At 31.5% G+C, this 13127-nt stretch carries 11 protein-coding genes and 1 pseudogene; 3 read left to right on the forward strand and 9 right to left on the reverse strand.

The features are described 5' to 3' along the window. Positions 1–111: 111 nt before the first annotated feature. From FVQ77_08880 to FVQ77_08910, 7 genes are all read right to left on the reverse strand, one after another. Positions 112–1074 carry a glycosyltransferase family 2 protein gene (locus FVQ77_08880; GenBank protein ID MBW8050436.1) on the reverse strand — a complete coding sequence of 321 codons (963 nt, stop codon included), beginning with the start codon at positions 1072–1074 and terminating at the stop codon, positions 112–114. Between the two features lie 106 nt (positions 1075–1180). Continuing rightward, positions 1181–2470 (reverse strand): hypothetical protein, encoded by a 1290-nt coding sequence (locus FVQ77_08885; GenBank protein ID MBW8050437.1) that lies wholly within the window; start codon positions 2468–2470, stop codon positions 1181–1183. A 201-nt stretch (positions 2471–2671) separates the two neighbouring features. Continuing rightward, the gene (locus FVQ77_08890; protein MBW8050438.1) at positions 2672–3664 is read right to left on the reverse strand and encodes a glycosyltransferase; all 993 of its coding nucleotides are present in this window, start codon (positions 3662–3664) and stop codon (positions 2672–2674) included. 244 nt (positions 3665–3908) lie between these two features. Continuing rightward, a complete protein-coding gene (locus FVQ77_08895) occupies positions 3909–4109 on the reverse strand; it encodes a hypothetical protein (GenBank protein MBW8050439.1) in 201 nt (66 codons plus the stop codon). Positions 4110–4128: 19 nt separating this feature from the next. Further along, positions 4129–4926: an FkbM family methyltransferase gene (locus tag FVQ77_08900; GenBank protein MBW8050440.1), complete on the reverse strand. Its 798-nt coding sequence runs from the start codon at positions 4924–4926 to the stop codon at positions 4129–4131. Further along, positions 4899–6254 (reverse strand): DUF2029 domain-containing protein, encoded by a 1356-nt coding sequence (locus tag FVQ77_08905; protein MBW8050441.1) that lies wholly within the window; start codon positions 6252–6254, stop codon positions 4899–4901. The genes FVQ77_08900 and FVQ77_08905 overlap by 28 nt, the downstream gene beginning before the upstream one ends. 21 nt (positions 6255–6275) lie before the next feature. Then, positions 6276–7604 (reverse strand): DUF2029 domain-containing protein, encoded by a 1329-nt coding sequence (locus tag FVQ77_08910; GenBank protein ID MBW8050442.1) that lies wholly within the window; start codon positions 7602–7604, stop codon positions 6276–6278. 68 nt (positions 7605–7672) lie between these two features. Between FVQ77_08910 and FVQ77_08915 the strand changes: the two genes are divergently transcribed. The 3 genes from FVQ77_08915 to FVQ77_08925 are packed head-to-tail and all read left to right on the forward strand — an operon-like array spanning position 7673 to position 11044. After that, a complete protein-coding gene (locus FVQ77_08915) occupies positions 7673–8659 on the forward strand; it encodes an NAD-dependent epimerase/dehydratase family protein (GenBank protein ID MBW8050443.1) in 987 nt (328 codons plus the stop codon). A 39-nt stretch (positions 8660–8698) separates the two neighbouring features. Next, the gene (locus FVQ77_08920; protein MBW8050444.1) at positions 8699–10105 is read left to right on the forward strand and encodes a glycosyltransferase; all 1407 of its coding nucleotides are present in this window, start codon (positions 8699–8701) and stop codon (positions 10103–10105) included. 60 nt (positions 10106–10165) lie between these two features. After that, positions 10166–11044, forward strand: coding sequence for a class I SAM-dependent methyltransferase (locus tag FVQ77_08925; protein ID MBW8050445.1), 879 nt, complete (start codon positions 10166–10168; stop codon positions 11042–11044). 687 nt (positions 11045–11731) lie between these two features. Here the strand turns inward: FVQ77_08925 and FVQ77_08930 are convergent. Further along, positions 11732–12252, reverse strand: a pseudogene (locus tag FVQ77_08930) (hypothetical protein). A 15-nt stretch (positions 12253–12267) separates the two neighbouring features. Further along, entirely contained in the window at positions 12268–13122 is an 855-nt protein-coding gene (locus FVQ77_08935; protein MBW8050446.1) for a hypothetical protein, read from the reverse strand. Positions 13123–13127: the final 5 nt, after the last annotated feature.

Below are 13127 nucleotides of genomic sequence, written 5' to 3' on the forward strand. Positions count from 1 at the left end.
GCGGGCAGATATTTTTTTATTATTCTTACATAAGGGAGCGTGTAGGTTTGGATGAGAGCATCGTGGTAGCTCCAGTAGGTTAGTATTAGAATATTTTTAGTTCCTTTTATCTTAATTTCTGTCATTTTTTAGCGCCTCAATTAATTTTTTCCCTATTAATATTTTAGGCAGTAACATTAACAACTCTTTCCTCAACCCAATTTCGTTAACTGCTTTCCACCAGAATTTCAATCCATTTTTTAAATCATTATCCAGATAACTGTGAATAGCACAAAAATAGAAAGAGTAACCCTTTAAAGTAGAAATTTGTTTTGGTACTAATGGCACGTTTTTGTTGATCCAATCTGTTGCCAGGAGTCTTTTTTGTATTATCATCTGGTTATCTGAGCGCATGGATCTGGCAAGGTGGTCACGTACCAGAATGGTTGATCTTCCAATAATATAAATTTTATCATGAATCAGGTTTTTGACAAGAAACATCCAGTCCTCCATAATGGCATATTTCCTATCTTCATGAAACCGATTCACCTCACCCCCTACCCCCTCTCCACCAAGGTGGAGAGGGGAAATAAATGGATCTTTTTTAATACAAAAATGACAGGCAAAGGGATTTCCCTTTAATACCAGGTCAATATCATAAAAACCTTCCTGCAAACGGCTTACGGTTGATATTTGTAGTGAGCGGGCATGCCCGCTCACTACACTACGAAAAAATTCATATTTGGTAGCAAAAAAATTCGCCTCAGGGTAACCTTTAATGGTATCATATAACACCTGCAGGTGATCGGGTTTCATCAGATCATCTGAATCAAAGAAGATAATATAGCAGCCTTTGGCTTTTTCAATACCATTATTCCTGGCAGCTCCTCTTTCTGCATTTTTTTGCCGTAAATAATTTATTTTAGGATCATTACCAAACTGCTGCTTAATAATTTGCTGCGTATTATCCGTACTACCATCATCTATAATAATAATTTCAAAGTCTTGAAAATCCTGTTTTATTATAGAGCTGATTGTTTCACCAATAAGATGAGATCGATTATAGGTTGGAATTATAATACTAAAGAAAGGCATAGTAAGCTCAAATATGTAAATCAAAAATCACAAAAGCCATCCCGAGTACTCGGGATGAAAAATGCACCAAAATTATATTGTTATGACACTAGTTGTCATTTTTTATTCATGCTGCTCTAACTTTCAATTTTCTAAATATCACCCCAATAAGATAAAAAAGATTTACATTTCTCCCTCTACTTCTCAATTGTTCTATCCTAAATAAGTTGTAGAATCTAGTATATTTTCCTTTTTGGGGCCTTTGGTATCTTCCATTCACTCCCAGCGTATCCATTCCAAAAGGAAACTTTAAGCAAAACAACAAGGAATCTGAGGATAATGATATATCGCAATTCTCATAATGTCTTTGCACCTTTATCAATCCTGATTTGAAGGACAACTCATATGTTTGGTCATAATCACAAAGATGTATGGTTGCGGGTTTTAATTGCTTTAAAAAGAAATTGATTAGCAAATCATTATTTTTTATACATTCATTTCTGTATTCATCAAAAACCACTTTCACTTCTTTTATGTCTATTTTTGGACTTGACAAGAGCAGCGGATTTTCAAAAACGCTGGAGTAATCTTTAGCATATTTTTCTAAAGACTTCAACGAATCATGGTCATCATTTACAGTATATTCTTCCCCGGGATAAAGAATTACCGGCTCTACATCTGTATTATCTTTAAGAAATTTATGAGCTCTATCTATTGTAGTGATCTTATCATTTATGTAATAATTTTCTTTGTGAGCAAACCAGACGAAACTTGCAAAAGGAATGGTATAGGTTGGTTTAAAAACATCACATTCTAATTTGTATGCATCCAATTTCTCCTTAGCTATTTTTTCCCTTAACTCTGGTTGATCCTTATTCCCTGCCCAGAAAGCATAAGAGAATTGGTTGAACAATATATCAACATGATCAACTTTGGACTTTATTCTTTTTGCATCACTGAGATTACTTATCCAGCAATCATTTGTATTAAGAATGGTAATATCATTAGTTTTAAAACAAGCCCAGGAATCTCCTTCGGTAAAGCGTTCACATAATATTTTAAAATCATTTGAAATGGTAAACCAGGCATTTTTTTTAAGCTCAATTACTTCTTTAAAACCTAATAAATTACAAAAACCAACTACTCGTTTATCTTTAGTATATTGAAACAGAACAGTAATATTTTCTCTGATTTCTTTTGGAATTTTCTTTAGATTAGGGGGAAAAAAATGATCCGGATGTTCATGGGAGAACCAAATGTGTGTTATTTTACTATAATCTTCATATTTAAATTTGGTATCAACCAGTAATTTCCAACCATTGTTAAAAACTGGCCCTTCAAACCAAGGGTCACAGATTACTCTTACATTGGCTTTCTCCATTATAAAAGAGGCGTGGTTGACAAATGTAATTTTCATAGTTACATCTATTTAATATAAGGATTTTGGGGTAAATATATTATATTATAGCCACTCTTCTCAAGATTAGTGAACAAACGTTTATTGATTTTCTTTTTGATAATAATTATACTTATATTTTTATGTCTTCTTAACTTTAATTTACATAACAAATCCTGGTACATTACTTTCTTTTTGATCTTTTTAAATAACCTTGAACTCTTATCTTGTAAAACGCCTCAAAAATTTGATCATACCTTCACCTAGCCATTTCGCCCGCCAATTGATTTGATTGAAATTGTGACTTTTATAGAAATCATAATTATATTTTTTTACAAAAAGAGCTATTTGTTTCGCCTTATCTAAATATAAATTATGATAATAATTATTTATTTGTGCTTTCAAAAAATATAAGAATGCCTTTCCCATATCTTCCTTTTTGTATTTTTTAGTAACTGTGTAACCATCATCACAATAATGATATAAATTAAGTATTTTCAGGGCATTAATAAATTCTTCGGTGAAATCGAATGATCTGAGTATTTTACTAAATACCCTTACCCAATCGTGTGCGAATTTGATATTTTCTGAAATTGATTTACTTGTGTTGTGTAATCTGTATTTAGAAAATATATTTCCCACTTTTAGAATATCATAATTCAAAGTTATTCTTACCAATAAATCAAAATCCATCCCGTAGTCAAGCGATTCATCAAGATAACCGAGTTTTTCAACTACTTGCTTTCTAAAGAAAGAAGAAGGTTGTGGAAAAGGCATGTAGGCCAGATACTTGTATTTTAAGTCTTCCTCTTCGGCCCCTTTTAATATTTCTTTGTCATTTTGATCATTAAAGAGAATTGTTTTCCCATGGATGAGCATTATTGCAGGATAATCCATAAAATATTGCTGAGCCATATGTAATGCATTGGGCGCTAAAAGATCATCGCTATTGATCCAGGTTATTATATCGCCTTTGGCTTTTTTTAGTCCTTTATTGATGGCGTTACTTTGACCTGTATCGGGTTCACTTATCCAGTAATTGACATGCTTTTCATATTTTTTTATAATTTCTAAAGTATTATCAGTACTTCCGCCATCAATAATAATATATTCCAGGTTAGGATAATTCTGATTGATAACAGATTGAATGGTTTGCTCTATATATTGTGCCTGATTGTAGGATGGGGTGATGATGGATATTTTAGGATTGATCATTGATTGGAAGCTTTAAAAAAAATCTATAAAATATAAGCTGTAAAGGTAAATATAAATTCAAAGAATTTTGAGGTCAGTTGTTCTGAGTTTGGTGAATTAAGTATCACAATTCCAATAATCATTGAGGTTTTTTATTTTTAAATAGCTATCTTGCATATCCATTTGATGATTAACTATCCCTACATCTAAAAAGATCAACTTTTTAGGTTTTTTTCTCGTGCCAATTATTGGTAAATCTATTGATTTAGTTCCCTGCACAGGGTATAATAATTAATGATCTTTCTATTAAATACACCCATTTTGTTACAAAATATGTAATAAAATGGTGCCAGTATATGACAAATTTAATTATAAAACAAAAATTGATAACAGATAAAATGGTTTGCTCTATATATTTTGCCTGATTGTATGAAGGGGTGATGATCGTTATTTTGTGTTTGATCATTGATTGACAGTTAAAAAAATCATAAGATATTTTCATACAATGCATCATATTCTTCAACCTTACCTTGGTTTCTAAATGAGACCACCAGGTCTGCTAACTTAAAGGAGTTGTTTCTAAGAAATTCATCTACCTGATGATACTGACATCCATCTTGATAAATTTCATGATTGTTCATTTCTAGTAATACATATCTGGTTTTTAAAAGAGATATTATTGCTCCTTTTAAAATTGATAATTCGGTACCTTGTGTATCTATTTTAATCAATAAAATATTTTTGGCATTATCAAATTCTTTATCAACTGTTGTAACTTCAACATTTTGTTTTTCTACAAGCTGGAATTTTGATTTATGTTCATCCGGGAATAAATTTATTTGGAAATCATTTAATTCATTTAATGAGGATGATAAACTATTTTCGGTAACATTTAATATGGCGTTGCCCTGTTTTTCACCTAAAGCCATGTTTTTTAGTATAATATTTTTATAATTACTACACTTTAATTTTGCAAATTCAAATAATTTAAGATAGGGTTCGTAACTATAAACTTTCAAATCTTTGTAATGCTTTGCAAAAAACAGGGAAGTATCACCATTTGCACAACCAATATCTATTATTACCGATCCTTTTAAATCGGTTTTTCGCTTTTTTATTAAATTTACTGTTCTGAATAAATGTTCTGAAGGATTTGTAAAAAAGTTATCTTTAACATAATAATAGATAAATTGATTGATTTGAAAGGGAAATAAACAAAATTTGATTGCATATTTAGCAATAATCTTAAATAGGTTCATAATACAAGCATTCTTTTTGCCCATAACGGTAATGTATGTATCATCATAAAAATAAGGTATGCAAAAATATACCAGTTTATGAATTCCTCAATAAGGGTATAAAGAAAAAAATAAAATTTACCAAATAATACATACGACCAAAAAGTAATGATAATACCTATCAGCGCAAGCATTGTAGGTGTTCTTATTACATTATTGTCACTACATGAATGTTGTGTTACATTGTTGTACTTTACCCAAGCTAATAGCTGGGGTATAGCAAATATTAAGAAAATAAATTTATAGTCAAAATTATTTCCGATCAAAAATGTGCCGATATAAATACAAGCGCCTATTTTAAAGCTGAAAAAATGGTCTTTTTGAAGGCTCCGGGTACTCCCTGAGTGCCCGGATTCTTCAAAAAGATTTACTTTATTGAGCAAGGCCGATTTTTGCTTTTTTACTATAAACAATAATGTTAATATGAGAACAGCTATTGTAGCGTAAGCAATTATTTTTATAGGTATCAAAGAAAATATATTATGAAATATGGGATAGTAATCCAATAAATTTAAAAAAACAAGGCAGCCATATTGCGTTGCTACAGATATTGACCAATACTTTTCCTTAAGAAGATGACTTATGTAAATAATATCCTGCAGGTTGAAAAAAATATAAATGATGCCAATAGAAAGTAAAACAAAAAAAAGGATCAATGATGGCTTCCTTCTCTCATTAAAAAATGCTGCGATTGTTGCAAATGGATATAATTTTAAAAATGAAGCAAGCATCAAAAATGTACATGACCAAAAAACAGTATATTTTTTTTTGACAATTAAAACAGAAAGAGCACATAATATAAAAATGAACAAGTCAGGATTACAACGTTCTACTGCCAGCATGATCGGAGGTGAACACATTATTAAACCATAATATATTCCTTCATTGACATTTAATTTACCAATTAACCAAAAAGTAAAAACATAAAATATGGTAACAATTCCAATAGCTATAGCAATAATGTTATCATACGAAAAAGGGAGATATGAAAAAAGAAGCCACATTCTTGGGTAAGAATAATTTTCATGATAAGGATGACATGGGTTAGTGCTTAATACATCATATCCTTTTCTATAACACTCAAAAATTGAAATATTGATGTTTAAATCCAAAAATAAAGTTTTTGCTGCAGGCACACCAAAATACTGCCAGAAATTGGTGTAATCCATAAAAAAAGATGAAACATATATTGCAATAAAATATAATGTTATTACTAATAATAAAACCACCCTGCCATCAACTCTGGATTTCTTAGAGATAAAAAGTATCAATTTATCTGCAGCGTTATTGATAAACTTTATTAAATATTTCATGTGAATCTATAGCTTTTATTTTCATTTTTTACTTAATAATAGCATCCTTCTTGCCCATAGAGGTGATATATGTATCATCATATAAATAACGTATGCAAAAATATACCAGTTTATTAATTCCTCTATAAAGATCCAAACAAAAAAATAAAATTTACTAAATAATACAGTTGACCAAATAGTGATGATAATACCCGCCAGTACAAGCATCGTAATGGTTCTTATTTCATTGTTGTACTTTACCCAGGCTAATAGCTGGGGTATGGCAAATATTAAGAACATAAATTTATAGTCATAATTATTTCCGATCAAAAATGTGCCGATATAAATAGAAGCACTTATCTTAAAATTGAATAAATGTTTCTGAACCGTCCCCATTATTAAATCGGAGTTTAATTTCTGGTTTTTTATGATATATATCAGTGTGAATATAAGTATAGCTACTATGGTGTAAGAAATTATTTTTGCAGGGATTACAGAAAATATATAATGAAAGAAAGGGTAGTAATTCAAAAAATCAAATAAAACAAGACAGCCATATTCTGCCACAACATATTTTGACCAAAACTTTTCTTGAAGATTATGACTTATATAAATAATGTCCTGCAGGTTTAAGAATATATAAATGATACCAATAGAGAGTAAAATAAAAAAAGCGATTAAAGATGGCTTTTTTTTCTCATTAAAAAATGCTATGATTGTTGCGAATGGATAAAGCTTTAAAAATGAAGCAAGCATCAAAAATGTATATGCCCAAAAAGCAGGATACTTTTTTTTGACAACTAAAACAGCAAGGGCACATAATATAAAGATATATATGTCAGGATGACAATATTTTACTGCCAGCATGATTGGAGGCGAGCACATTATTAACCCATAATATATTCCCTCATTAATATTTAATCTACCAACTAACCAAAAAATAGAAGAATAAAATATTGTAATAATACCAATAGCTATACCAACAGTACTATCAGTCGACACATGAAGATTTGAAAAAAGAAGCCAAATTCTTGGATAAGAAAAATATCCATGATAAGGGGTACATGGGTTAGGGCTTAATACATCATACCCTTTGCTGGAACAGTCTAAAACTGAGATTATATAGTTTAGATCCATAAACAAAGTTTCTGCCTTAAATACACCTAAATACAACCAGAATTTGTCGTAATCCATAAAAAAAGATGAAACATAAATTGCAATAAAATAGAAGCTTATAAATAATAACAGAATTATTCTGCCATCAAGATTAGAAGGTTTTGAGATGAAAAGTGCAAATTTATCACCAGCGTCATTAAGAAACTTAGTTAGATAATTTGAAAATTTGGTAATTTGAAAATTTGTAGAGTACATGATCAGAACGTAAATGAATTATTGTATTCTCAAATTATTTTTTGTAAATTTACACAAAAAAATCAAATATGCATAACGCTGGTAAAAAGGCTATAATAGCCGGCCACACCGGACAAGATGGGAGTTATCTATATAAATACCTCCATGAAAAGGGCTGTAATATTATTGGAATAGCCAGTAAGTCTATTGATACAACTCACCACCAACCGGGTTTGAGCAAACATATTAATATTGTTGAAAGAGAAAGTGTATATAAGCTTATTGATAATTACCAACCAGACGAAATCTATTATTTAGCGGCAGTACATCAGTCTTCAATTGATATTCAATATGATGAATCTGAATTATTTAAAAAAAGTATTGAAATAAATTTAATTGCTCTTATCAACTTTTTAGAAGGAATAAAGAAGTATTCAAAAAGCACCAGGTTATTTTATGCTGCTTCTTCCCACATTTTTGGCAATCCAACTGAAAGTCCCCAAAATGAGCTCACTCCTTTTAGACCAAACTGCATATATGGAATTACCAAAACCGCTGGAGTGAATACCTGCCACTTTTATCGTACTAACTATGGTATTATGGCAAGTATAGGGATATTCTATAATCACGAGTCACCGATTCGCTCATCAAAGTTTGTTTCAAAGAAGATAGTAGAAACAGCAGTTGCTATTAAAAACAAAACACAACACCATCTGGTTATTGGTGATCTTAATGCCAAAATTGATTGGGGATATGCTTTAGATTATGTTAAAGCTATGCACAAAATACTTCAGCTAAATATTGCCGATGATTTTATTATTTCAAGCGGTTCTATTCATACAGTTGGGGATTTTGTTAGAGGGGTTTTTGGATACCTCGGATTAGACTGGTCAGAATATGTAAAAGAGGACCCTAACCTGATCACTAAAAAACCTAAAAAAAATCTTTATGGTAATAATCAAAAACTAAAAACAATGACGGGCTGGGACAATACTGTTAGTTTTAATGAATTAATTGAAATTATGGTTGATGCCGAATTAAAAAAAGTTGGCAGCTTGGCCCCGTTAGATAAATAATTGGAGGCTTTGAAAAACCCATGAAAATTAAAAAAAAGCATGAAGACACTGATTTTTATCCCTACTTACAACGAGTCTGAAAATATTGAACAAATCTATAATGAGTTAATTGAACTTCGGCTTAATACCGACATTTTATTCTTAGATGATAACTCCCCTGATGGAACGGGAAAAATTATTGATAAATTGGTTAAAAATTCATCAACTACATACGTTATTCACCGTTCAGGAAAACTTGGCATAGGCAGTGCACATCTTGATGGTATAAATTGGGCGCTTAATAATCATTATGAGACGCTTATTACGATGGATTGCGATTTTACGCATTCGCCAGGCTATATAGTTGATTTTATCAAAAACTCAACCAACTACGATATAGTAATTGGCTCACGTTATATGCAAAAAGATAGTCTAAAATCCTGGAATTTATTCAGAAAATCACTTACGTTATTAGGTCATATTCTCACCTCTGTATTATTAGGTATGCGATATGACGCAAGTGGAGCTTTCCGTCTTTATCGGCTCGACAAAATTAATAAAGGGATTTTTAACTTAGTTGTTTCCAAAGGTTACTCTTTCTTTTTCGAGAGTCTTTTTATTTTGCATCTAAACAATTGTTCAATAAAAGAAATTCCTATTCATTTACCAGCCCGCACATATGGGCATTCTAAAATGACAATCAAAGATATGTGGAAAAGTCTTACATATTTATTAAGTATGTCAATTAGAAATTTGTTCAACAAAAAGTCCTTAATCTATAGCGAAAAAACTATCTCAGAAACTTTACAAGATTGGGAACTTTATTGGGCAAAAAAAGAGGACTCCAGCAATATTATATTCGATATTATCGCTAGATTCTACCGAAAGTTCATTCTCAAAAACATCCTTAATCATTTCATTAAAAAGCATTTCACCCGAGACCAGGAAGTACTACATGCGGGATGTGGAAGTGGGCAGGTAGATGTAGATATAGCAACATATATCCATATCACTGCTTTAGATATTTCTACTACTGCGTTGAGTATTTATAAAAGTATACATAAAAATAAATGCAAAATAGTACACGGCAGTATTTTCAATCTTCCATTTGAAAATGAAACTTTTGATGGTATTTATAATCTCGGTGTGATGGAACATTTTACAGAAGAAGAAATTCACCAAATTCTACTTGAATTTAAGCGTGTACTTAAACCTGATGCTATAATGGTTATTCTTTGGCCGCCTACATTTGGTTTAACTGTGATGGTACTGGATATTGCTCATTTTGTACTTAATAAAATATTGAAAAGAAATATCAAACTTCATCCTGATGAAATTACGAGAGTAAAATCTCAGGCACATGTAAAAAATATATTTGAGAAGGCAGGATTCGCTTTGCAAGCGTATTATTTTGGTAGTAGAGACTTTTTTACGCAAGCTGTGATTGTGGTTCAAAAAGTTAAATGATTTTAATGACTATTTGCACAATATAAAAATATTAACCAATACTGCAATATTTATGTCGTTATGTATAAAACTGAGTTCCCCTGTCCGATATGCGGAGTAAATGACATAGATGTAGTTTGCCCTGATGATATTGGAAATGAGAAAGTAACATTTAATTATGATTTCTCTAAAAAGCACAATCTTACTTATCGAATTGTAAGATGCAAAAAATGTACGCATTGCTATGCTTCTCCACGGCCAAAAGATATTTATAAAAATTACATAGATGTAGTAGATGAGGCTTATCTTGCCAATGAAACACAGTATTTAGCAACTTTTCGTAAAGGATTAAAAAAAATTAATGATTATATTCCTTCCGGCCGATTACTCGATGTTGGCTGCTCAACCGGAATCTTTTTAACTGCTGCAAAAGAATTTTATCAGGTTGAAGGTATTGAATTATCAAATTGGGCAGCATCAATAGCTCGTAAAAAAGGGTTTAATATCTATAAGTGCAAATTAGGTGAGATGAATATGAATTCGTTATACGATATTGTAACCATGTGGGGGGTAATTGAACATTTTGAATATCCGGATAAAGAGATAAAAAATATTTCAAAATTGCTGAGAGAAGGGGGGATTGTTTGTTTATGGACTGGCGACATTAGTTCATGTCCAGCAAGATTATTAGGTAAAAAATGGTGGTATTATCAAGGACAACACATTCAAATGTTTTCAAAAAAATCTATTATTAAATTATTTGAAGACAATGGGTTCAAATTATTAAATATGAGTATTTACCCTTACGTAATGACAATGAAATCTATTAGTAAATCACTGGCACGTTATCCATTGATCCATCGCTTTACAAAACCGATATTATCCAGCAAATTTTTATCTGATAAAATGATCACTATTAAAGTACCAGGTGAAATGTTTGCGATATTTAAAAAAAAATGACTATTACCTAAAAATCTAAATTAAAAAAAAACAACTTAAATTGTAATCATTATTAACATCATGCATCAAATTATCAGTTACTGGATGCTGGTTACTGGGTGCTGGTTGACCCTATTGTTATTAATTTTTGCAATATATTATCTTAATGCAGCCCTTTATTCACAATAGGACGTACTTTTCCTCTTTTTGTCTATTCTTCTCTTTACTTTAAATTGTAAGTGAGTGAATATCAAGTAGTTAGCTGCTATCAAAGATACATTTTTGGGTGTCTCGGCTTATATTTGCGGCATATTGTACGCAAAAAACTGAACAAAAGCGGAAGCGCCAGTTTGTTATACCGTTCACCTCACCCCCCAGCCCCCTCTCCACTGACCCCGATACGCTTCGCAACGGGGCAGGCGTGGAGAGGGGGAGTTTTTTCTGATTTCTTTTTTTGTTCCTCTGCTGTCTTGATTATAATAGATGTCTTCAATATTTTATGTTCTACCCTTCAAAGTTCCCCCTCTACACGTTAGTGGAGAGGGGGGTAGGGGGTGAGGTGAAATCGTTAATTTAAGCAGGGTCTTTAAAATATAAATTGCCTAATCGTTTCATCCCGAGCTTACTCTGGATCATAGTTGGGTATGCTCTTGCATTTGATGTTGATTTTGGGTGTCACATTGGCGAAAACAAGACAATAAAAAAAAATTATACAATTTCAATGCGCGGTAATGGAAAAATAAGCTTACCGCCAGCCTGTAAAAAACCCTGCTCTTTTTTGATTATTCCTTCCCTAAAGTGCCAGGGCAATACTAAAAAATAATCCGGTTTCATTAATTTTGCTTCCTGCTCAGAAATGATCGGAATGTGGGTGAATGGAGTATATGCACCAAATTTTTCTTCGTTTACCTCTGCAATACAATTTGATTCATAACCTTTTTTACAATATGCTCCAAATGCTTCACCATAGACTGATTAAGGCCCGATCTATACCCATAATTATCACCATACATCTCTTCATGGCTGTAAGTGTGATTGAGCTGGACCAAATCACAGACCCTATCATCAGCATTGTTTTTATGGCATTTTACCAATTCTAAGGGGCCTGATGTAATTTTATCAGTTATTGTTTTTGGAAATACCCCTGTTAATGACTGCTCACCAAGATGTAATAGGGATACAAGGTTTTTATTCCCGCAAATTCTACACTGACTTGTTTTTTTAAACATACGAATAAGTTAGTATTAGTATGTGAAATTATTTAATTGTGCCGGCTTATTAATATCAACGATCTTATACAAAGGTACTCTCCCATAAAAAGATGCCCACATGGTAAATGTGCTTGGCGGGCCCATAATGTAATCACAAGACGCTAATGTATAAAGATCTTCAATAAAATGACCTGTTCCAAAAAGGGTTTTGAGTCCGGTAAACATTTCTGGATCCTGTTTTTCATCCGAGCATATTAAAAACACTATACTTTTATTTTTAAATAAATCTTTAACCTGCCTCATTATTTCAGCATAAATTTCAGTAGAATAAAAATATTTCCCTCCTTCAAATGTCTTATAATCACCCTTACGAATATGCACACCAACTATGAGGTCTGCTGACCCTCTGGCTATTTTGGTAAGGTTTTCAACATTAGTTAAATATTTTTTTTCAGGTGTAAAAATCGTTCTTATCTGGCTGGCATGTTTAACAAAATTTTGTTCATCTCTGAACAACCAACCCTGAACAAAGAGAAGCTTTTTTTTTGCTTTATTAATAAAAAAATCATCGTTTAAATCAAGGGATTGATGCCAATCTAAAAAAATAGTTTCACATATAGGACCTCGGGATGGTAATAAGGCTATTATCCTGGCTAAATAATATACTGATATGTAAAATATTTTTCTTAAAAATGTACTTTTTATCCAGGTTCTTTTAAAGGGGTATCGACAAAAGAAATCCTGCCGTATTTTTGGATAATACCGGGCAAACTCATCAAAAGAAGGGTTTATGATACTGTACCCATGTTCAATAGCATTGGCTAAAAAGGCTGCAAAGGTAAATAATCTGTTTCCTAATTGCCCTGGTTTCGAAGCTATTATTATCATAAAAA

It is taken from the genome of Cytophagales bacterium (assembly GCA_019456305.1).
Lineage (GTDB): Bacteria > Bacteroidota > Bacteroidia > Cytophagales > VRUD01 > VRUD01.